Origin of the sequence: Enterobacter cloacae complex sp. P38RS, assembly GCF_014930775.1 — a bacterium.
Lineage (GTDB): Bacteria > Pseudomonadota > Gammaproteobacteria > Enterobacterales > Enterobacteriaceae > Enterobacter > Enterobacter bugandensis.
Genome location: NZ_JADBRS010000008.1, coordinates 170,800 through 192,961 on the forward strand (window position 1 = coordinate 170,800; position 22,162 = coordinate 192,961).

At 56.6% G+C, this 22,162-nt stretch carries 19 protein-coding genes; 9 read left to right on the forward strand and 10 right to left on the reverse strand.

The window, feature by feature from the left end:
- Positions 1-16: 16 nt before the first annotated feature.
- Genes fhuC through fhuB form a run of 3 tightly spaced genes read left to right on the forward strand, consistent with a single transcriptional unit; the run spans position 17 to position 3,683 of the window.
- On the forward strand, positions 17-814 hold the full coding sequence (gene fhuC, locus IM303_RS12935; RefSeq protein WP_048961424.1) for a Fe3+-hydroxamate ABC transporter ATP-binding protein FhuC: 798 nt from the start codon (positions 17-19) through the stop codon (positions 812-814).
- Positions 814-1,704, forward strand: coding sequence for a Fe(3+)-hydroxamate ABC transporter substrate-binding protein FhuD (gene fhuD, locus IM303_RS12940; protein WP_126326324.1), 891 nt, complete (start codon positions 814-816; stop codon positions 1,702-1,704). Before fhuC ends, fhuD begins: the two co-directional genes overlap by 1 nt.
- On the forward strand, positions 1,701-3,683 hold the full coding sequence (gene fhuB, locus IM303_RS12945) for a Fe(3+)-hydroxamate ABC transporter permease FhuB (protein WP_192986847.1): 1,983 nt from the start codon (positions 1,701-1,703) through the stop codon (positions 3,681-3,683). Before fhuD ends, fhuB begins: the two co-directional genes overlap by 4 nt.
- A gap of 84 nt (positions 3,684-3,767) precedes the next feature.
- On the opposite strand, the gene hemL is transcribed toward fhuB, so the two are convergent.
- The gene (hemL, locus tag IM303_RS12950) at positions 3,768-5,048 is read right to left on the reverse strand and encodes a glutamate-1-semialdehyde 2,1-aminomutase (RefSeq protein ID WP_193360004.1); all 1,281 of its coding nucleotides are present in this window, start codon (positions 5,046-5,048) and stop codon (positions 3,768-3,770) included.
- A 177-nt stretch (positions 5,049-5,225) separates the two neighbouring features.
- Here hemL and clcA point away from each other — a divergent pair, with 177 nt between their 5' ends.
- Complete coding sequence (clcA, locus tag IM303_RS12955; protein WP_192986851.1) at positions 5,226-6,626, forward strand: H(+)/Cl(-) exchange transporter ClcA; 1,401 nt, start codon at positions 5,226-5,228, stop codon at positions 6,624-6,626.
- 79 nt (positions 6,627-6,705) lie between these two features.
- Complete coding sequence (gene erpA / locus IM303_RS12960; protein ID WP_008501923.1) at positions 6,706-7,050, forward strand: iron-sulfur cluster insertion protein ErpA; 345 nt, start codon at positions 6,706-6,708, stop codon at positions 7,048-7,050.
- A gap of 58 nt (positions 7,051-7,108) precedes the next feature.
- On the opposite strand, the gene IM303_RS12965 is transcribed toward erpA, so the two are convergent.
- Genes IM303_RS12965 through mtnN form a run of 3 tightly spaced genes read right to left on the reverse strand, consistent with a single transcriptional unit; the run spans position 7,109 to position 9,245 of the window.
- Positions 7,109-7,732, reverse strand: coding sequence for a TRIC cation channel family protein (locus tag IM303_RS12965; protein WP_023616579.1), 624 nt, complete (start codon positions 7,730-7,732; stop codon positions 7,109-7,111).
- A 21-nt stretch (positions 7,733-7,753) separates the two neighbouring features.
- Positions 7,754-8,554 (reverse strand): vitamin B12 ABC transporter substrate-binding protein BtuF, encoded by an 801-nt coding sequence (btuF, locus tag IM303_RS12970; RefSeq protein ID WP_193360005.1) that lies wholly within the window; start codon positions 8,552-8,554, stop codon positions 7,754-7,756.
- Positions 8,547-9,245: a 5'-methylthioadenosine/S-adenosylhomocysteine nucleosidase gene (gene mtnN, locus IM303_RS12975; protein WP_028015570.1), complete on the reverse strand. Its 699-nt coding sequence runs from the start codon at positions 9,243-9,245 to the stop codon at positions 8,547-8,549. The genes btuF and mtnN overlap by 8 nt, the downstream gene beginning before the upstream one ends.
- Before the next feature lie 82 nt (positions 9,246-9,327).
- On the opposite strand from mtnN, the gene dgt reads away from it, so the two are divergent.
- From dgt to cdaR, 3 genes are all read left to right on the forward strand, one after another.
- Complete coding sequence (dgt, locus tag IM303_RS12980) at positions 9,328-10,842, forward strand: dGTPase (protein WP_049000554.1); 1,515 nt, start codon at positions 9,328-9,330, stop codon at positions 10,840-10,842.
- A gap of 131 nt (positions 10,843-10,973) precedes the next feature.
- Positions 10,974-12,410, forward strand: a complete 1,437-nt coding sequence (gene degP, locus IM303_RS12985) for a serine endoprotease DegP (protein ID WP_028015572.1) — start codon at positions 10,974-10,976, stop codon at positions 12,408-12,410.
- A 146-nt stretch (positions 12,411-12,556) separates the two neighbouring features.
- Positions 12,557-13,714, forward strand: coding sequence for a DNA-binding transcriptional regulator CdaR (cdaR, locus tag IM303_RS12990; protein WP_032644978.1), 1,158 nt, complete (start codon positions 12,557-12,559; stop codon positions 13,712-13,714).
- 92 nt (positions 13,715-13,806) lie between these two features.
- Here cdaR and IM303_RS12995 read toward each other — a convergent pair whose 3' ends face one another.
- The 3 genes from IM303_RS12995 to IM303_RS13005 form a co-directional block, all read right to left on the reverse strand.
- Complete coding sequence (locus IM303_RS12995; protein WP_014168696.1) at positions 13,807-14,193, reverse strand: DUF3461 family protein; 387 nt, start codon at positions 14,191-14,193, stop codon at positions 13,807-13,809.
- A 213-nt stretch (positions 14,194-14,406) separates the two neighbouring features.
- Positions 14,407-16,089, reverse strand: coding sequence for a hypothetical protein (locus IM303_RS13000; protein WP_193055584.1), 1,683 nt, complete (start codon positions 16,087-16,089; stop codon positions 14,407-14,409).
- A 9-nt stretch (positions 16,090-16,098) separates the two neighbouring features.
- Positions 16,099-16,635, reverse strand: a complete 537-nt coding sequence (locus tag IM303_RS13005) for a hypothetical protein (RefSeq protein WP_126326328.1) — start codon at positions 16,633-16,635, stop codon at positions 16,099-16,101.
- A 251-nt stretch (positions 16,636-16,886) separates the two neighbouring features.
- Between IM303_RS13005 and IM303_RS13010 the strand changes: the two genes are divergently transcribed.
- On the forward strand, positions 16,887-17,519 hold the full coding sequence (locus tag IM303_RS13010; protein WP_041911197.1) for a DNA-binding protein: 633 nt from the start codon (positions 16,887-16,889) through the stop codon (positions 17,517-17,519).
- Here IM303_RS13010 and dapD read toward each other — a convergent pair.
- From dapD to map, 3 genes are all read right to left on the reverse strand, one after another.
- Entirely contained in the window at positions 17,516-18,340 is an 825-nt protein-coding gene (gene dapD, locus IM303_RS13015; RefSeq protein ID WP_008501915.1) for a 2,3,4,5-tetrahydropyridine-2,6-dicarboxylate N-succinyltransferase, read from the reverse strand. The two genes, IM303_RS13010 and dapD, sit on opposite strands and share 4 nt — an antisense overlap.
- Before the next feature lie 32 nt (positions 18,341-18,372).
- Complete coding sequence (gene glnD / locus IM303_RS13020; protein WP_008501914.1) at positions 18,373-21,048, reverse strand: bifunctional uridylyltransferase/uridylyl-removing protein GlnD; 2,676 nt, start codon at positions 21,046-21,048, stop codon at positions 18,373-18,375.
- A gap of 62 nt (positions 21,049-21,110) precedes the next feature.
- Positions 21,111-21,905 carry a type I methionyl aminopeptidase gene (map, locus tag IM303_RS13025; protein WP_028015578.1) on the reverse strand — a complete coding sequence of 265 codons (795 nt, stop codon included), beginning with the start codon at positions 21,903-21,905 and terminating at the stop codon, positions 21,111-21,113.
- Positions 21,906-22,162 lie beyond the last annotated feature (257 nt).

Sequence of the window (22,162 nt, forward strand, 5' to 3'; positions counted from 1 at the left end):
ATTTAAGTTGGCTGACATGCAGGATAATAAAACGCAATCCGACACCACCTTTACGCTCAATAATCTCTCCTTTCGCGTACCCGGGCGCACCCTGCTGCATCCGCTCTCTCTGTCGTTCCCTGCCGGTAAAGTGACGGGCCTGATTGGCCACAACGGTTCCGGTAAATCCACGCTGCTCAAGATGCTGGGACGCCACCAGCCACCTTCTGAAGGGGATATTCTGCTGGACGATCGGCCGCTGGAGGGCTGGAGCAGTAAAGCCTTTGCCCGCAAGGTGGCCTACTTGCCGCAGCAGCTGCCGCAGGCGGAAGGGATGACGGTGCGTGAACTGGTAGCGATTGGCCGCTATCCGTGGCACGGGGCGCTTGGCCGCTTCGGCGTCGCCGACCGGGAGAAAGTAGAGGAGGCGATTGCGCTGGTAGGGCTAAAACCGCTGGCGCATCGCCTGGTGGATAGTCTGTCCGGGGGGGAACGTCAGCGGGCGTGGATTGCGATGCTGGTGGCGCAGGACAGCCGCTGCCTGCTGCTGGATGAACCGACCTCGGCGCTGGATATCGCCCATCAGGTCGACGTGCTGGCGCTGGTGCATCGCTTAAGCCAGCAGCGCGGCCTGACGGTGATCGCTGTCCTGCACGATATCAACATGGCGGCGCGCTACTGTGACTACCTCGTCGCGCTGCGCGGCGGTGAAATGATCGCTCAGGGCACGCCGTCTGAGCTGATGCGCAGCGAAACGCTGGAACATATTTACGGTATTCCGATGGGTATTTTGCCTCACCCGGCCGGGGCTGCTCCCGTGAGCTTTGTCTACTGATGCTGGATTCAACATACATTAGCCGCCGTCGCCTGCTGACGGCCATGGCGCTCTCGCCGCTGCTGTTGAAGATGGCCCCGGCCCGCGCCGCCGCTATCGATCCGCACCGCATCGTGGCGCTGGAGTGGTTACCCGTCGAGCTGATGATGGCCCTGGGTATCACGCCCTACGGCGTGGCCGACATTCCCAACTACACCCTGTGGGTGAATGAGCCAAAACTGCCGGAATCGGTCATCGACATCGGTCTGCGCACGGAGCCAAACCTTGAGCTTCTCACGCAGATGAAACCGTCTTATTTATTCTGGTCTGCGGGGTATGGCCCGTCGGAAGAGATCATGGCGAAGATTGCGCCGGGACGAGGCTTTTCCTTTAGCGACGGTAAAAAGCCGCTGACCATGGCAAAAAATTCCATCCACGAGATGGCCCAGTTCCTCAACCGGGAAGCGGAAGCAAAACAGCATCTCGATGAGTTTGACGCGCTGATTGAGTCTCTTAAGCCGCGCTTTGCCCGCCGTGGCGATCGGCCTTTGCTGATGGTGACGCTGCTGGATGCCCGCCATATGCTGGTCTTTGGAAAGAACTGCCTGTTCCAGGAAGTGCTCGACAACTTCGGCATTCGCAACGCCTGGGAAGGCGAGATGACGTTCTGGGGAAGCACCGCCGTGGGCATCGACCGCCTGGCGGCGTTTCGAGACGTCGACGTGCTGTGCTTTGACCACGGCAACGAGCGTGAAATGCAAACCCTGATGGCGACCCCGCTATGGCAGGCGATGCCGTTCGTGCGCGAGCAGCGCTTCCTGCGCGCCCCTGCGGTATGGTTTTACGGCGCGACGCTGTCGGCAATGCACTTTGCCCGCGTGCTGGACAACGTGATGGGGGGCAAAGCATGAGTACGCGTATTGCCCGTTTCCCGGCGCTGCTGCTGGGGCTGATTTTTCTGGCGGCGCTGGCGCTAACCGGGTTCAACCTCTCCACGGCACTGCCGCGCGAGCAGTGGGCGGCCGCGTTTGCCGCTCCGGATATCGACAATATTCAGCAGATGTTGTTCCACTACAGCCTGCTGCCGCGTCTTAGCATCTCCCTGCTGGTCGGAGCGGGGCTGGGGCTGGTGGGCGTGCTGTTCCAGCAGGTGCTGCGTAACCCGCTGGCGGAGCCAACCACGCTGGGCGTGGCGACGGGGGCACAGCTGGGGATCACCATCACCACCCTCTGGACCCTGCCGGGGGCATTAACCTCGCAGTTTGCCGCGCTGGCAGGCGCCTGCGTCGTGGGCGCGCTGGTCTTTGGCGTGGCCTGGGGAAAACGTCTCTCGCCGGTCACGCTGATCCTCGCCGGGCTGGTCGTCAGCCTCTACTGCGGCGCGATCAACCAACTGCTGGTGCTGTTTCACCACGACCAGCTGCAAAGCATGTTTATGTGGAGCACCGGCACGCTCACCCAGACCGACTGGAGTATCGTCCAGCGCCTGTGGCCACAATTGTTTGGCGGCGTGGTGCTCACGCTGCTGCTGCTGCGCCCGCTCACTCTGATGGGGCTGGATGATGGCGTGGCGCGCAACCTGGGGCTGGCGCTGTCGCTGGCTCGTCTGGCGGCGCTCACGCTGGCGATTGTGCTGAGCGCTCTGCTGGTTAACGCGGTTGGCATCATCGGGTTTATCGGCCTCTTTGCGCCGCTGCTGGCGAAAATGCTCGGGGCGCGTCGCCTTCTGGCACGTCTGCTGCTGGCGCCGCTGATCGGGGCGCTGCTCCTCTGGCTTTCCGATCAGATCATTCTCTGGCTGGCGCGCGTCTGGATGGAAGTGTCTACCGGGTCGGCAACGGCGCTTATCGGTGCGCCGCTGCTGCTGTGGCTGCTCCCGCGTCTGCGCAGCATCAGCGCCCCAGCGATGGACGCGGGCGATAAGGTCTACGCTGAACGTCAGTCGGTGCTGTGGTTCAGCCTTGCCGGTCTGGCGGTGTTGCTTATCGCCTCGTTTGCCGCCCTCGCGTTTGGGCGCGATGCCGCAGGCTGGCACTGGGCAACGGGAGACTTACTCAACGAACTGCTGCAGTGGCGCTGGCCGCGTATTCTCTCCGCGCTGATTGCCGGGGTGATGCTGGCGGTGGCGGGCTGTATTATTCAGCGTCTGACCGGTAACCCGATGGCAAGCCCTGAAGTGCTGGGGATCAGCTCCGGCGCGGCCTTTGGCGTGGTGCTGATGCTCTTCCTGGTGCCGGGCAATGCGTTTGGCTGGCTGATGCCTGCCGGGAGTATCGGTGCGGCGGCCACGCTGATGATTATTCTGGTTGCCTCTGGCCGCGGCGGATTTTCTCCGCACCGCATGCTGTTGGCTGGTATGGCGCTCAGCACCGCCTTTACTATGCTACTGATGATGCTGCAGGCGAGCGGCGATCCGCGCATGGCGAAGATCCTGACCTGGATTTCCGGCTCAACGTACAACGCCACCTCCAGCCAGGTTGCCTGGTCAGGAAGCGTTATGATCGTGCTGCTGGCGATAGTACCGCTGTGCCGTCGCTGGATGACCATTCTGCCGCTGGGGGGCGAAACCGCGCGTGCGGTTGGCTTAGCGCTGACGCCAACGCGCGTCGCGCTTCTTCTGCTGGCGGCGTGTCTGACGGCAACCGCCACCATGACCATCGGTCCACTAAGCTTTGTAGGGTTGATGGCGCCGCATATCGCCAGAATGATGGGTTTCCGACGGACGATGCCACATATTGTGATGTCGGCCCTGACGGGCGGGGTCATTCTGGTGTTTGCCGACTGGTGTGGAAGGATGGTGCTGTTCCCGTATCAGATCCCGGCGGGCCTGTTGTCGACCTTTATCGGAGCGCCTTACTTTATCTATCTGTTGAGAAAGCAGAGTCGGTAGTCAGGTGCGGCCTGATACCCTCTCCCACGGGGAGAGGGAGAACATCGTTGGCCGGGTAAGCGTTAGCGCCACCCGGCAATGCCCTTAAAGCTTCGCAAACACCTTACGCGCCGCGTCGATGGTGTTATTGATATCTTCTTCGCTGTGCGCCACGGACATAAAGCCCGCTTCGAACGCGGACGGTGCCAGGTACACGCCTTCTTCCAGCATCAGGTGGAAGAAGCGCTTGAAGCGTTCAACGTCGCACTTCACCACGTCCTGATAGCGGGTCACGGTTTTCGCATCGGTGAAGAAAATCCCGAACATGCCGCCCACGTGGTTAACAACCAGCGGAATTCCCGCTTCTTCTGCGGCTTCCAGCAGACCGTTTGCCAGCTGCGTGGTGCGGTCCGTCAGGGTTTCATGAATACCCGGCTGCGCCACTTCGGTCAGACAGGCGAAGCCCGCAGCCATGGCAATTGGGTTACCGGAGAGCGTGCCCGCCTGGTAAACCGGGCCGGTTGGTGCCAGGGCTTCCATCACGTCCTTACGACCGCCGAAAGCACCGACCGGCATGCCGCCGCCGATGATTTTGCCGAGGCAGGTCAGGTCCGGCTCAACCTCATAATAAGACTGGGCGCCCGCCAGTGCCACGCGGAAGCCGGTCATCACTTCATCGATGATCAGCAGCGCGCCGAACTCATCGCACAGCGCGCGCAGGCCCGGCAGGAAGTCAGGCTGCGGTGGGATGCAGTTCATATTGCCCGCAACCGGTTCAACGATAATGCAGGCGATCTCCTGCGGATACTGCTCGAACGCCGCGCGAACGGTGTTCAGATCGTTGTAGGTGCAGGTCAGGGTGTGCTTCGCAAAATCAGCAGGTACGCCAGGCGAGTTTGGCTGGCCGAGGGTCAGCGCGCCGGAGCCCGCTTTCACCAGCAGGCAGTCCGCATGGCCGTGGTAGCAGCCTTCGAATTTGATGATTTTGTCGCGACCGGTAAAGCCGCGCGCCAGACGGATGGCACTCATGGTGGCTTCGGTACCGGAGTTCACCATACGCACCATGTCCATGGTCGGCACCAGTTCGGTAACCAGCTCCGCCATTTTCACTTCCATCTCGGTCGGCGCACCGAAGCTCAGGCCGCGCTGCGCGGCTTCGATGACCGCGTTACGAATGGCAGGATGGTTATGTCCGAGAACCATCGGCCCCCAGGAACCGACGTAATCGATATAGGCTTTGCCATCGACATCATACAGATACGCGCCGTTAGCACGTTCAATAAACAGCGGCGTGCCGCCCACGCCGGTAAAGGCGCGTACTGGCGAGTTCACGCCACCGGGGATTAGCTCGCGGGCTGCACTGTAGAGGTTTTCAGACTTGCTCATGGCGTCGTTCCTGGTTCGTATAAAATGATTAAGCACACTATTCTAAGTGATCCGCAGAAGGTTATGAAATTTTTAGCCTGTTATTGCTTTAAGATTTGTTAAGTATTTTTCAGGCGTCGCAGGGAAGGTCTCTGGTAAAATCTTCGCGGCTTTTTGTATGACGAATAAGAACAGGACATGAAATCAGATTCCCCGTCTTTTGAAGAACAACAGTTTACGCGCGCCCAGCACCGAATCAGCATTCGGCGGCTGCTCAATCGCGATAAAACGCCGCTGGCGATCCTGCTGGCCGCTGCCGTGGTGGGTACCCTTGCAGGGCTGGTTGGCGTGGCGTTTGAAAAAGCGGTTAACGCCGTACTCAACTGGCGAGTGGGTACCGTAGCCGGTTTTGCCGATCGTGAATGGCTGGTCTGGGTAGCGGCATTCGGCCTGTCTGCGCTGTTTGCCATGGTGGGGTATTTTCTGGTGCGTAAATTCGCCCCGGAGGCGGGCGGGTCTGGCATCCCGGAAATTGAAGGCGCGCTGGAGGAGCTGCGCCCGGTGCGCTGGTGGCGGGTGATCCCGGTTAAGTTTATTGGCGGCATGGGGACGTTGGGCGCAGGGATGGTGCTCGGCCGGGAAGGGCCAACGGTGCAGCTGGGGGGGAACGTCGGCCGCATGGTGAGCGATCTGTTCCGCATGCGCAGCGCCGAGGCGCGCCATACGCTGCTGGCCACCGGTGCAGCGGCGGGGCTTTCTGCGGCGTTTAACGCGCCGCTGGCCGGTATTTTGTTCATCATCGAAGAGATGCGCGCGCAGTTCCGCTACAACCTGATCTCCATTAAAGCGGTGTTTACCGGCGTCATTATGTCGAGCATCGTCTTTCGCATCTTTAATGGCGAAGGGGCGGTGATTGAAGTCGGTAAACTGACCAACGCACCGGTTAACACCCTGTGGCTGTACCTGATCCTCGGCATGATTTTTGGTGTGGTGGGCCCGCTGTTTAACACCTTTATCTTACGCGCTCAGGATATGTTCCAGCGCGTTCACGGCGGCAATACCACGAAATGGGTGCTGATGGGCGGCCTGCTGGGCGGCATTTGTGGCGTGCTCGGCTTTATCGAACCGAATGCCGCGGGCGGCGGTTTCGGGCTGATTCCCATTGCCGCAGCCGGGAATTTCAGCGTGGGTTTGCTGCTGTTTATGTTTTTCTCCAGGGTCATTACGACGGTACTGTGCTTCTCCTCCGGCGCGCCCGGCGGAATTTTTGCCCCGATGCTGGCGCTGGGAACCTTGTTGGGCACCGCATTTGGTATGGCGGCTGAAGCGGGCTTTCCCGCCTATCACCTTGATGCAGGGACCTTTGCGGTAGCCGGGATGGGGGCGCTGCTGGCCGCCTCCCTGCGCGCGCCGTTAACCGGCATCGTGCTGGTGCTGGAGATGACGGATAATTACCAGCTCATTTTGCCAATGATCATTACCTGTCTCGGCGCGACACTATTAGCCCAATTCCTGGGTGGAAAACCGCTATACTCCACCATCCTCGCGCGTACCCTGGCAAAACAAGAGGCGGAGCGGGCCGCCACGCAGAATACTTGAATGAATTACCAGGGTATTAGATAATGACGAAAAGAATTGGGTGAATTTTACCCAATAGCAGTATTCATGGGAGCATAAGATGAGTGATGACGTAGCTGTGCCGCTGGAGTTTACCGAAGCAGCAGCCAATAAAGTGAAAACCCTGATTGCCGACGAAGACAATCCGGATCTGAAACTGCGTGTCTATATTACCGGTGGCGGCTGCAGCGGCTTCCAGTACGGTTTTACCTTTGACGATCAGGTGAACGACGGCGATATGACCATCGAGAAGCAAGGCGTCGCGCTGGTAGTTGACCCGATGAGCCTGCAGTATCTGGTGGGCGGTTCGGTGGATTACACCGAAGGTCTGGAAGGTTCGCGTTTTGTGGTGACCAACCCGAACGCAACAAGCACCTGCGGGTGTGGTTCTTCGTTCAGCATTTAAGCCTGAATGCGGATTGTAGGCCCGGTAAGCGAAGCGCCACCGGGCTTATAAACGACGCCTATCTTGAAGTTTCATCCAGCGCAAACGTCGGCAGCTTCAGGTGCCAGCGTATCGCCGCTAAACGTATCACCAGCGTCACGACCATCCCCAGCATCGCGGCGTTTTCCAGCGGAATTGCAAACGTGTAGTACGCGGTCGCGTGGACAATGCCGCCCGCAATACAGGCCGTTGCGTAAATTTCAGTACGCAGGATCATCGGCACCTCACGCGCCAGAATGTCGCGAATGATGCCGCCGCCCACGCCGGTTAACACGCCCATGCAGATCGCCACCATCGGGCCGGTACCCGCATTAAACGCCTTATTGACGCCAATACCGACAAACACGGCCAGACCCACGGCATCCAGCACCGGCAATATCCATTTGGGTAATCGGCGGGGCTGGCGAACCAGCACAATGGTTAACAGACAGGTGACCATCGCGACCACAAGATCGGTAGGATCTTTCACCCAAAACACCGGGCCATTTGCCAGCGCCATATCGCGGATTGTCCCGCCGCCAACGGCGGTCACCACGCCAAGCACCAGCACGCCAAACGGATCCATGCGTAGTTTTCCGGCGAGCAGGACGCCGGAGATAGCAAAAACGGCTGTACCAAGAATATCCAGCCAATAAACGAGCATCGTTAAATCCTCGAACGTATGTTAATGACCCTCTGCCAGGGCGGCACAGAGCTGTTTTGCGGCGAGGATAATACGCGGGCTGGCGCGTTCAAACCAGTCACCGTTGAGTGGGATCACCGGAATTTTTAGCTGGCTCTGCCAGAATTGTTTAATTTTAGGAATCTCGCTCGCATTTCCGACCACGACGATAGCCTGCGGCTGGCGCGCCAGAACCTGCTCACGGCTCACCTGAGGCCACGGTACCCGGCTGGCAGCAAAGATATTTTCACCGCCGCACACTTCCAGCACCTGGTTCTGAATCGAGCCTTTTCCGGTGGTAAACAGCGGCTGGCTGCCGAACTGCAGGAAGATGCGCTTTTTAACAGGCGTATCGTATTGGGCTTTCAGCGCGGCATAGTCGCTGAGCATCTGGTTCGCCGCACTCTCGGCTTTTTGAGGCGCAGGACTATAAGGGGCCAGGGCGCGCAGAGCCTGAGCGACCTGCTCAATACTTACCGCGTCAACCCACATGACCTTGATGCCAAGCGAGGTGAGCTGGTTAACCTGCCGCTCGGCGTTACCGCCGCGCCAGGCCAGCACGAGATCCGGCTTAAGCGCCACAATGCGCTCAAGGTTCATCCCTTGCCAGGTGGCCACTTGCTCAATGCCGGCCGCCTGTGGGGGGTAATCTGAAAAGCTGCTGACGCCAACGGGGGTGATCCCGGCGGCAAACGCCAGTTCGGTATTAGCGGGAGAAAGGGTAATCACACGCGGCGCGGCTAACAGCCACGCCGGTGCAAGCAGCAGCAGGGCGGCCAGCGCCCTGATAGACCGTTTAGCCACGCGCCAGGTTCTGCACCAGGCGTTCCACCATCACGGTGGACTGTTTTGCCGCAACGGCCAGGAACTCGTCGAAGCTGATGTGAGACTGCTGGTCTGCCACGTCAGAGATGGCGCGAACCACCACGAACGGTACGCTGAAATTGTGGCAAACGTGCGCAATCGCGGTCGCTTCCATCTCTACGGCAACCGCCTGCGGGAAGTTATGACGGATTTTCGCCAGACCGACGGAGCCATTGATGAACGCATCACCGCTGACAATCAGGCCGCGTACCGCGTTGAGGTTGAGCTCAGCTATGCAGGCTTCAGCCGCCGCAATCAGTTTATCGTCAGCTTTAAACCCTGCCGGGCACCCCGGAAGCTGGCCGTATTCGTAGCCGAACGCGGTGACGTCGGCATCGTGGTAACGCGCTTCGTCGGAGACAACGATATCACCCACTTTCAGCGTCGGTGCCAGACCGCCCGCCGAGCCCGTGTTAATGATGACGTCCGGCTTGCAGCGCTCAAGCAGCAGGGTCGCACCCAGCGCAGCAGCCACTTTACCGATGCCTGATTTCAGCAGAGCCACCTCAACACCGTTCAGCTGTCCGGTGTAGATCTCACAACCCCCGAGAGAGAGGGTCTGACGGTTCTCAATTTTGTCACGCAGGAGCGTAACTTCTTCTTCCATTGCACCAATAATGCCGATTTTCATAGATTTACTCGCGATGTGCCTTGTTAAGAGGCATAGTCTATCATGCGGTTAAGGGGAAACGCATTCTCACGCGGGGGAGCACATGTCACCAATCGATTTTCGTACCAAAATTAACTGGCACCGTCGTTTCCGTTCGCCACAGGGCGAAAAGAGCGAACATGAGATCCTGCGCATCTTCGAAAGCGATCGCGGCAGGATTATTAACTCGCCCGCCATCCGGCGTCTGCAGCAAAAGACCCAGGTATTCCCGCTGGAGCGTAACGCCGCGGTGCGCACGCGCTTAACCCACTCCATGGAAGTGCAGCAGGTCGGGCGTTATATTGCCAAAGAGATTTTAAGCCGCCTCAAAGAGCAGCGTTTACTGGAAACCTATGGCCTGGATGAGCTGACGGGGCCTTTCGAGAGCATCGTTGAGATGGCCTGCCTGATGCATGACATCGGCAACCCGCCTTTTGGCCATTTTGGCGAGGCGGCTATTAATGACTGGTTTAAACAACGGCTTTATCCGTCGGATGCGGCAAGTCAGCCGCTCAGCGATGACTGCTGCATCGTGCGCGATTTACGCCTGCGCGAAGGCGAAGAAGGGCTGAACGATCTGCGGCGCAAAGTGCGCCAGGATCTCTGTCACTTTGAGGGCAACGCGCAGGGGATCCGGCTGGTGCACTCCCTGATGCGCATGAACCTGACCTGGGCGCAGGTTGGCTGCATTTTGAAATACACGCGTCCCGCGTGGTGGATGGGGGAGACGCCCGCATCCCACAGCTATTTAATGAAAAAACCGGGCTATTACCTTTCCGAAGAGGCCTATATAGAACGGCTGCGTAAAGAACTTTCCCTGACGCCAAACGGCCGATTCCCATTGACGTGGATTATGGAAGCCGCCGACGATATTTCCTATTGCGTGGCTGACCTGGAAGATGCCGTTGAGAAAAGAATATTCAGCGTCGAGGAGCTTTATCAGCATCTTTATGCGGCATGGGGAACCCATGAAAAAGGATCGCTGTTTGCCCAGGTTGTCGAAAATGCCTGGGAAAAATCGCGCTCAAATACGTTGAGCCGCAGTACGGAAGATCAGTTCTTTATGTATTTGCGGGTCAATACATTAAATAAACTGGTGCCGTATGCCGCCTCGCGCTTTATTGATAATTTACCGCAAATCTTTAGCGGGGAATTCAATCACGCGCTATTGGAAGATGACAGCAGTTTCAGCCAACTCCTTGAGCTTTATAAACATGTGGCGATGCGGCATGTGTTCAGCCATCCTGATGTCGAGCAACTGGAACTGCAGGGATACCGTGTAATTAGTGGATTACTGGAAATTTATTCCCCGTTGCTTCAGCTCTCCGTCGAGGAGTTTAGCGAGCTGGTGGAAAAAGAACGCGTGCGACGCATTCCTATCGAATCCCGGCTTTATCAGAAACTTTCTACCCGCCATCGGCTGGCGTATGTCGAAGCGATGGGTAAGCTGGATCGCCACGCTCTGGAATGGCCGGTGATGGAATATTATTATCGCTGCCGTCTAATCCAGGACTATATCAGCGGCATGACCGATTTGTATGCCTGGGATGAATACCGGAAGCTCATGGCCGTGGAATAATTCCGGAGTTTTGTAAAGAAGGCCAATAAATTTTTACCTTTTCCATAAACTTATGGCCGGAACTAAGCGGTATAAAATGAATCTGAGTTACACAGCAATTTTGCGTTACCTGTAAATCGAGATTGAGAAACATGAAAAAAACCACATTAGCAATGAGTGCACTGGCTCTGAGTTTAGGTTTAGCGCTGTCTCCTCTGACTGCTACTGCAGCCGAGACCGCGTCGTCGGCAGCAACCGCGCAGCAGATGCCAAGCCTGGCACCGATGCTCGAAAAAGTGATGCCATCGGTGGTGAGTATTAACGTTGAGGGCAGCACGACCGTCAATACGCCGCGCATGCCGCGTAACTTCCAGCAGTTCTTCGGTGACAATTCACCGTTCTGCCAGGACGGTTCGCCATTCCAGAGTTCTCCGTTCTGTCAGGGCGGTGGCGCAGGGGATGACGGCCAGGGCGGCGGCCAGCAACAGAAATTCATGGCGCTTGGTTCCGGTGTGATTATTGATGCCGCAAAAGGCTACGTGGTCACCAACAACCACGTTGTGGATAACGCCAGCACCATTAAAGTACAGCTGAGCGATGGTCGTAAATTCGACGCTAAAGTGGTGGGTAAAGATCCGCGCTCCGACATCGCGCTGATCCAGATTCAGGATCCGAAGAACCTGACGGCGATTAAAATTGCCGACTCCGATGCGCTGCGCGTGGGCGATTACACCGTCGCTATCGGTAACCCGTTCGGTCTGGGTGAAACCGTGACCTCCGGTATTGTCTCTGCGCTGGGCCGTAGCGGCCTGAATGCGGAAAACTATGAAAACTTCATCCAGACGGATGCGGCCATTAACCGTGGTAACTCCGGCGGTGCGCTGGTGAACCTGAACGGCGAGCTGATCGGTATCAACACCGCTATTCTGGCACCGGACGGCGGCAACATCGGTATCGGCTTTGCTATTCCGAGCAACATGGTGAAAAACCTGACTGCTCAGATGGTGCAGTATGGCCAGGTGAAACGCGGTGAGCTGGGTATTATGGGTACCGAGCTGAACTCCGAGCTGGCGAAAGCGATGAAGGTGGATGCGCAGCGCGGTGCGTTCGTCAGCCAGGTTATGCCGAACTCCTCTGCAGCGAAGGCGGGCATTAAAGCGGGTGATGTGATCACCTCTCTGAACGGTAAACCGATCAGCAGCTTTGCCGCCCTGCGTGCTGAAGTGGGCTCGATGCCAATTGGCAGCAAAGTGACCCTTGGCCTGCTGCGTGACGGCAAACCGGTTAACGTAAGCCTGGAGCTGCAGCAGAGCAGCCAGAATCAGGTGGACTCCAGCACCATCTTCAGCGGAATTGAAGGCGCAGAGATGAGTAACAAGGGCCAGGACAAAGGCGTGGTGGTGAACAACGTGAAAGCAAATTCACCTGCTGCCCGTATCGGCCTGAAAAAAGGCGATGTGATCATGGGGGCTAACCAGCAACCGGTGAAAAACATCGCTGAACTGCGCAAAATTCTCGACAGCAAACCGTCCGTACTGGCGCTGAATATCCAGCGCGGTGACACCTCAATTTACCTGCTGATGCAGTAATCCTTTTAAGCCCCTGTTCGCAGGGGCTTTCTTGTTTCTGTGACGCCTACCGCAACTCCATACTTCCCCCTCTCACTTTGTGCATTCGCACAATGCAGTCGCTGCTGAACTTCCCTATGCTTGAGCTCTGCTCACAGGAGGGTTACATGGCTGGCTGGCATCTTGATACCAAAATGGCGCAGGATATTGTGGCGCGCACCATGCGCATCATTGATACCAATATCAACGTAATGGATGCCCGCGGGCGCATTATTGGCAGCGGCGATCGCGAGCGTATTGGGGAATTGCACGAAGGAGCCCTGCTGGTGCTCTCTCAGGGTCGCGTGGTTGATATCGATGATGCGGTAGCGAAACACCTGCACGGCGTGCGTCAGGGGATCAACCTGCCGCTGCGTCTGGAAGGGGAAATTGTTGGCGTCATCGGCCTGACGGGCGAACCGGAATCCCTGCGTAAATACGGCGAGCTGGTCTGCATGACGGCGGAAATGATGCTGGAGCAGTCTCGCCTGATGCATCTGCTTGCTCAGGACAGCCGTTTACGCGAGGAGCTGGTGATGAACCTGATTCAGGCGGAAGAACATACGCCTGCACTCAGCGAATGGGCGCAGCGTCTGGGGATCGACCTGAACCAGCCGCGCGTGGTGGCAGTGATTGAGGTCGATAGCGGACAGCTTGGCGTCGACAGCGCGATGGCCGAGCTGCAGCAGCTGCAAAATGCGCTGGCGACGCCGGAGCGCGACAACCTGGTGGCAATAGTCTCGCTGACGGAAATGGTGGTACTCAAACCCGCGCTCAATGCGTTCGGCCGCTGGGATGCGGAAGATCATCGTCGTCGCGTGGAACTGCTGATTTCCCGTATGCAGGAGAACGGCCAGTTGCGTTTTCGCGTTGCCCTGGGCAATTACTTTACCGGGCCGGGCAGCATCGCCCGGTCCTGGCGTACCGCGCGCACCACCATGATGGTGGGCAAGCAGCGGATGCCGGAGAGCCGCAGTTATTTCTATCAGGATCTGATGCTGCCGGTGCTGCTCGACAGCCTGCGCGGCGGCTGGCAGGCCAATGAGCTGGCGCGGCCATTAGCGCGCCTGAAGGCGATGGACAACAATGGGTTGCTGCGCCGGACGCTGCAGGCGTGGTTTCGCCATAACGTGCAACCGCTGGCGACCTCAAAAGCGCTGTTTATTCACCGCAATACGCTTGAGTACCGGCTAAACCGGATCTCGGAGCTGACGGGGCTGGATTTGGGGAACTTTGACGACAGGCTGCTGCTCTATGTCGCGTTGCAGCTGGACGAACAGAGATGACTGAGTGCGGTCTGGTGCCCTCACCCCATCCCTCTCCCACGGGGAGAGGGCGCAAACACTAAAAACGGCAATCAGGGATTGCCGTTTTGCTTTTATTTCCGCGTTAATTTCTCAAGATCTGCTTCAATCTCGCTGATCTTGTTGGTGACAACGCTTTCAAGGTGACGCAGATCGTCGAGGATCTTACGCTTGAGATCGACTTCGGTGCGATCGCGCTGGCAAATCTGATCGAGTTCATCGATCACATAGCGCAGGTTAGGGCTGATTTCCTGCACCTCTTTGTACCCTTGTCCTACGCCGTCAGCGACGACGGTCTTACGCTGGCGTGGATATTTAAACTTCACGCTCTTGGCGAAAAACTCTCCTTTATCCTTGTGAAAATAGATTTTTAAAATGTCGTTGTTGGCTTCCTGGCGAAGGCTGTAACGATCGATTTCATCAGGATTGGTAATGCCCAGACTTTTCAGATTATCGTACATAGCGGTACCCTTATCTCAACATAACCTTTGAATAATTAATGAAAAAATTCCTTTTTGCCACCCTCATATATAAAAAAAGCGGGGTCGATCCTGATTACATTTCACTGAAATTACCGGGCAGGGAAGGTGCATTGCCCCCACTCGTTTATTGTTGTTTTTAACGACTACGTCAAGTGGAAATCATTTTAATACCAAAACCTGACGATCTGAGCGCTAGCGCAGTAAGGCGATGGAGGCCAGCATTTCGCTTTCCGTGGTGGTAATTTCCTGTTCCAACAGTTCGTCGATCCGCTGTTTTTTGATTGCCTGATTGACGCCGAACAGATCGAGCTTATCCAGCAGGAACATCACCAGCGCCGTAATCACGGCGGTCAGGACCGATGAGAGTAAAATGGGAAGCGGTCCTGGTAGACCAAGGCCGCTGAGCCATGACTCAAGGCCAATAGCCGCAAAGACGGAAAGAGAACCTGCTACAAGCTTAAGAATGGCATCGCCTTTTTGGGCCATACTGCTGTGTTTATCCCTGAGGATCGGTACCGTCTGCATCAGGACCTTAAAGCCTTCTTTTACCATCCGCATGATGTTTTTGAACACGCCAACGAAGCAGTTAACCATCCCTTCCAGCAGCATCGACACGAAATTTTTAATAAAGCCGACGGCAACATCTTTTAATAAAACGACAGCGTTTTTGAGAATGTAATCTTTCATGCGACCAAGACGAATCGACAGAGCCTGCGAAAAATCGCTCGCACCTACGCCAGCTTCAATACCGTGCGTTAAACAGCTGCGCAGCTCATAGTAAAGAGGCTTGATAATGAAGAGAATGAGATCGCCCAGCGACTGATGACCTGATGCCTGGGCCGCATCTTTCGCCAGAACTTTTTGGACGTCGCGATCCTTGCGGATATTATCAAATACGGTTTCATTGGTTTTGGTATCCATCGTTTGCTGCGCGATGTCCATTTTCTCGACCATCACCTGCCGCGTTTTGATTTCCTCTTCTGTCAGCGGATGCGCGACATCTTTTTTCCCTTTTTTGACAACTACAAAGCCCTGATCGATCTCCTGCTGGATTTCTTCGCGGGTTTTAGCGAACTTACCGGTTTTCTCGCCACGGTTGTTTTGCATGCTGGTAACAGCATAATTTTCGTCAATATTGAGAATATTTTTGATGTCATCAAGCTTCAGAGCCTTGTTGCTTTTGAGGTTGTTGCATACTTCGGCGCACGAGACGACATGATCGACTTCGGCAGCCTGCTTCTGCTCTCCCTCGCTTTTCGCATGTTTTTTGTACTGGTAGATCGTGCCGTTACCATATTCATCCTCAGCGCGCAGATTACCGGAGAAATGGTTCTCTTTACGGGCCTTCATTTTTGCACCATCGCGCATGTTCAGAGAGTCGTTGTTGCGCGTCATTTCGCCGCCGTTAAACGACGATTGTTCAGAAAAACGGTCAATGTTTTGACGCTCGTTCAAGTGCTCGCTGTAGCTATCCAGCATAAAGGCATTTCTTTCGGGCGCTTCGTAACTGAACGCCCGGCACTCCTGGTACAGGCGGGACGGGGTAACACCTTGTCGGGTGCCGATATTGCAGGCGCGCATTGTGCCGTCGAGCAGGCTGAGAAACACGGGTTCGAGGATATTGTCGATGGCGCTGCCCGTTGAGATTACCTCCAGGCGGGCCATAACGTCGTCGTTGCTGACCGTCAGGTTGGCCCCCATGATCGCTTCGCGGTAAATGCTGCCGGTATCGCACCCCTTTATAAATGCAGCATCGACTTCTCCGGTCAGATGAGCTTCGATGGCGGACGCCGTCGCCACGGATTTTAGCGCAGGGGCATTCCGCACCTGTTGCAGCTTTTTCATTCTGGCGAGATGTGCATTAAGATTTGTCATCCGTCGTCCTCAGGCCGCAACCAGTAAGTTCCAGGAGGCCATAAAATCACTTTCGCTTTGTGTTCTTAGCTCATCCTGACTTGCCATCATGCCAACAATGAGGCTAAACCTCTCCAGACTTTTCGCATCGTTAAGCTGATATTCATTTATAAGTGACCAAACCGTTGGTAGATTGGGCGGTGTTTCGACCATCTCGACGATCTTCTGCTGAACGGCTTGAGGTAACTTTTCACGCGGAACAAGACCAGACACTGCATCATCCAGCAGGGCGATATTTTCCGCCGGGGGCTTGCCATTAGCCTTGATGCAGCATGTCCCCAGCGCATACGCCGCGAGGATAAAGTCATCCCGTTTACTGATATCGCGCATCTTGTCCGCCAGTTCAGTCTGGAGTTTTTTGATCTTTTCGGCGTATTCAGCTTTTGCGATCTGCTGCCCTTCGGCAATCCCTTCGTCTTTGCCGTTATTTTTTCCCAATAAATACGTCCCGGCCAGAGTGACCAGACCTGCGATCCCCGCACCAATTATTTTGCCGTAACTACTCATTGCACGATTCCCGTTTATTGCCCGCAAGGCCAGATTATTATTTGCTGTTCACGAATAATATCGTTAATCCTGTTTTTCAACAAACCTATGTTTTAAAAGAAAAAATTTGCATTAAGTAACGAGGCAAACTTGCTTGTAAAGAGATTCATCATTGTTACTTCAGCTGAGAAAAGGCGAGCGAGACGGGTATTCAAAAGCGGGGAAATGAGGCAAAGTTATCGCACGAAAGCGTAGCCCGCGGGGATAATGACATGTCAGGACGCATTGATTATCAGATCGAAAAATACAGCTTTGGCGCCGCAGATGAGAGCCCAAGGCTCACGCACCAGTGGGCAGAAGTTGCCGCAGAGTGCCGCCAGCTAAAGGCGGGTGCGGAAGAGCGTTTACGTATTGCCTTACTGAACGTGGATTATGTCACCAGCTTCGAACTGCCGTTCCGACTGGTGCTGACCCGCGCCCCTCAGCTTATCGCCGGGCTGCGCGATGAGTTTCAGCTAAGCCAGAAGAACGTCATCTTTAACGGCAAGCGCTTTGGCTGCGTCTACAGCCTGAAAGCCGATCTCAATGCGATTCCTGAGGCTTTTCAGTACCGCATGAGCACCCGCATTCGGCGGATCGATCCCACCGGGCTTACTGCAGAGCCCTTCCGGCAGATCGCCAAAGAGGTAAAAGCGCCGCGTGAGCGACTGAAGCTGGCGCTGGAGTCGGGTCTGGCCGTGACGGCTCTCGACGGGCTTTTCTGGCTGGGGAGCCAGCGTATGGCGGCGGATATCGCAGGGTTGAGAAAAAAGGGAATGGCAATCGCCACTGCGGAAACGGACGTTTTTGATGATTATACCGGGACGCACAGGCGCGTCCCGGTTTATCAACGCGTCGGGGATTAGTCGATGGTGCGCAGCAGTTCGTTGATGCCCACTTTACCGCGGGTTTTCGCATCCACTTTCTTCACGATAACGGCACAGTACAGGCTGTATTTACCGTCTTTTGACGGCAGGTTACCGGAAACGACCACGGAGCCCGCCGGAACGCGACCGTAGTGCACTTCGCCGGTTTCGCGATCGTAAATGCGGGTGCTCTGGCCGATGTAAACGCCCATGGAGATCACGGAGCCTTCTTCCACGATCACGCCTTCAACCACTTCTGAACGCGCGCCGATGAAGCAGTTGTCTTCGATGATGGTCGGGTTAGCCTGCAGTGGCTCCAGAACGCCACCGATGCCGACGCCGCCGGACAGGTGAACGTTTTTACCGATCTGCGCGCAGGAACCGACGGTTGCCCAGGTATCGACCATGGTGCCTTCGTCAACGTACGCACCGATGTTCACATAGGATGGCATCAGCACGGTGTTGCGTGCGATGAATGCACCCTGACGTACTGCCGCTGGTGGTACCACGCGGAAGCCTTCTTTCTGGAAACGCGCTTCGTCGTAATCCGCGAATTTCATTGGCACTTTATCGAAGTAGCGGCTTTCTGCTCCGTCGATAACCTGGTTATCGTTGATGCGGAAAGAGAGCAGCACGGCCTTCTTCAGCCATTGATGAGTGACCCACTGACCGTCGATTTTTTCTGCCACGCGCAGGGCGCCGGAATCCAGCAGGGAAATAACCTGGTTTACCGCTTCACGGGTCACGGTATCCACATTTGCCGGAGTGATCTCGGCGCGACGCTCAAAAGCGGACTCAATAACGTTCTGTAACTGCTGCATTGTTTACTCTTTCCATTTCACTAAAAAACACGTCACCCTTTATCGTTTGGATTGAGGGCTGCTGTCAACCGTTGTTGCACTTCAAGCTGCAGGTCATTATTAAGGGCACGCCGGTCTGCGGTGGCGATTATAAATAAATCTTCTACTCGCTCGCCAATGGTTGTAATTCGGGCCCCATGAAGCGAAATTCCCAGATCGGCAAAAACCTGGCCGACGCGAGCAAGCAGCCCTGGCTGGTCGAGCGCGATCAGCTCCAGGAACGATTTACGGTCGGTGTGGGTCGGCAGGAAATTGACCTCGGTATCGACAGTAAAATGACGCAGTTTCGCCGGCTGACGGCGCGGCTGCGGTGGCTGCCAGCTGCGCTGCGTGATCGCCTGCTCCAGACCGAAGCGAATCCCTTCATGCCTGTCCGAGGACAGCGGGCTGCCGTCCGGCTCCAGCACAATAAAGGTATCCATCGCCATGCCGTCGCGGGTGGTAAAAATCTGCGCGTCGTGAACGCTCAGGTTACGCCTGTCCAGCTCGGCGCAGACGGCAGCAAACAGATAAGGCCGGTCCGGGCTCCAGATGAATATCTCCGTTCCGCCGCGCGTGGCCTGCGGGCTCAGCAGGATCATCGGTTGAGACAGATCGTGCTTCAGCAGGTGCCGCGCGTGCCAGGCAAGCTGGTTTGGGCTGTGGCGCACAAAATAGTTCGCACGGCAGCGGGCCCAAATCTGATGCAGCGCTTCTTCATCAATGTTATCCATCCGCAGCAGCGCCAGCGCCTGCAGCTGGTGATGACGCACGCGCTCGCGCATGTCCGGGGTGTTTTGCATCCCGCGTCGCAGCTGTTTTTCGGTGGCGAAGTACAGCTCGCGCAGCAGGCTCTGCTTCCAGCTGTTCCACAGGGTTTCGTTGGTGGCGCAAATATCGGCCACCGTCAGGCAGACCAGATAGCGCAGACGGTTTTCCGTTTGAACTTCTTCGGCGAACTGCTTAATAACCTCAGGGTCCTGAATATCGCGACGCTGGGCGGTGACCGACATCAGCAGGTGATGGCGCACCAGCCAGGCGACCAGCTGCGTTTCGCGCGAATTGAGACCGTGCAGTTCGGCAAATTTCAGCACGTCCTGTGCGCCCAGCACCGAGTGATCGCCGCCGCGGCCCTTGGCGATGTCGTGGAACAGAGCGGCAATCAGGATCAGTTCCGGATGGGTCAGGCGCGGCCACAGCTCCACGCACAGCGGGTGGCGGGAGCGCGTCTCTTCTTTGGCAAAGCTTTCCAGCTTGAGCATCACGCGGATGGTGTGTTCATCCACCGTGTAGGCGTGGAACAGATCGAACTGCATCTGCCCGACGATGTGCGACCACTGCGGCATATAGGCCCACAGCACGCTGTGACGGTGCATCGGCAGCAGCCCGCGGCTGACGGCACCCGGATGGCGGAGCATGCTGAGGAACAGCGAGCGCGCTTCCGGGATGTAACACAAAGGCTGCGTCAGATGGCGGCGCGCGTGGCGCAGATGGCGCAGGGTGGTGGAGTAGATCCCGGTGATGGTGCTGTTGCGCACCATGGTATAGAACATCCGCAGGATCGCTTCCGGCTCGCGGATAAACAGCGTTTCGTCGCGCAGATCGATCAGCGTGCCGCGCAGCTGGAATTCATCGTCAATCGGGCGCGGCTTTTCGTCGGCAGTCAGGGCCAGAATGGCCTCGTCGAACAGCTGCAACAGCATCTGGTTCAGCTCGGTGACCCGGCGGGTGACGCGGAAGAAATCCTTCATCATCTGCTCAACCGGCTCGTTGCCTTCGCCCTGATAGTTCAGCCGCTGCGCTACGCTGAGCTGACGGTCAAACAGCAGGCGGTTATCGTAGCGGGTAACTTCCAGATGCAGGGCAAAACGGATGCGCCACAGCAGGTGCAGACACTCGTTTAGCTCGTTACGCTCGGCCTCGGTCAGGAAGCCAAAGCCGACCATCTCGTCCATCGAGGTGGCGCCAAAGTGACGACGGGCGACCCACTGTAACGTGTGGATGTCGCGCAGGCCGCCGGGGCTGCTTTTAATATCGGGTTCAAGATTATAGCTGGTGCCGTGGTAGCGCTGGTGGCGCTGGTTTTGCTCCTCGACCTTGGCGGCGAAGAATTTCTCGGATGGCCAGAAGCCGTCGCTGAAAATATGCTTTTGCAGCTCCAGGAACAGCGCGACGTCGCCAATCAGCAGGCGGGTTTCAATCAGGTTGGTGGCGACGGTCAGGTCCGAGAGCCCCTCCAGCAGACACTCTTCCAGGGTGCGCACGCTGTGGCCCACTTCAAGCTTGACGTCCCACAGCAGAGTCAGCAGCTCGCCTATTTTCTGCGCCTGTTCGTCCGGAAGCTTTTTGCGGCTTAGGATCAGCAGGTCGATATCGGAAAGCGGATGCAGCTCCCCGCGGCCATAGCCCCCGACGGCAACCAGCGCGACGTCGCTCACCTGCCCGAAACCGTAGTCGATCCACAGACGCTGCAGGAGCTGATCGATAAATTCGGTGCGCGCTTCGATGAGCTGCTCGGCAGAGACGCCCGCGTCGAACGCGCTGCCCAGCCAGCGGTGGAAAACATCCATATGGGCTTTTATGTGCGCGCAGGTCAGCTCGTGCGGCGGCCAGACGCCCGGGTTATCGGGCTGGTCGGGGAGGGTGGGAAGTGCTGTGTTAGCATACTGTTCGGGTAATAGATTGCTCATCGTGCGCCACCCATAAGAAAAAGCTATCGCCATTAAAAAAGCCGGCATTTGCCGGCTTCTTATCACTCAATGTTCGTCAGTATCGCCGGGATGGTGTCATCCTTGCGCAACGTCATAATTTCGCAGCCGTTGTCCGTTACCACAATAGTATGCTCGTACTGGGCAGACAAGCTTCTGTCTTTGGTTTTCACCGTCCAGCCGTCTTTCATAGTGCGAATGCGGTAGTCACCGGCGTTGACCATCGGTTCGATGGTGAAGGTCATCCCTTTTTGCAGCACCACGCCGCCGTCATCGGCATCATAGTGCAGAACCTGCGGCTCTTCATGGAAGACGCGGCCAATGCCGTGACCGCAGTATTCGCGCACCACGGAGAAACCTTCCGCTTCCACGAATTTCTGAATTGCGGCACCGAGAGTGCGCAGGCGAATACCCGGCTTAACCATTTTCAGCGCCAGGTACAGGCTCTCTTGCGTCACTTTGCACAGACGCTCGCCCAGAATCGTTGGTTTGCCAACGATGAACATCTTCGAGGTGTCACCGTGGTACTCGTCTTTAATGACGGTCACGTCGATATTGACGATATCGCCATCTTTCAGCAGTTTTTCGTCGTCCGGAATACCGTGGCAAACCACTTCATTAATAGAGATGCAGACGGATTTCGGGAAACCGTGGTAGCCGAGACAGGCGGAAACCGCGTGCTGCTCGTTAACGATATAGTCATTACAGATGCGATCCAGTTCGCCGGTGCTGACGCCCGGCTTCACGAACGGCTCGATCATTTCCAGCACTTCCGCGGCCAGACGACCGGCGACGCGCATCTTTTCAATTTCTTCAGGTGTCTTAATAGAGATAGCCATGTAATCTGTCCATCGGTGTCGATTTTTTCGACAATACTAGTCTAAGTGTCGTCAATGGTATCAGTCAGGCACGCCCCGTGCCAAATTGAGAATCATTAACAGCACACTCCGCCAACAACTGTTGGTTTCTGGTCGTGTTTTGTGGTATAAAGCGCGCCGGACTTCCGATCCATCTCAGATACACAGGCTGGACGGAAGCGACAAATCTCACTTTGTGTAACAACACACACGTATCGGCACATATTCCGGGGTGCCCT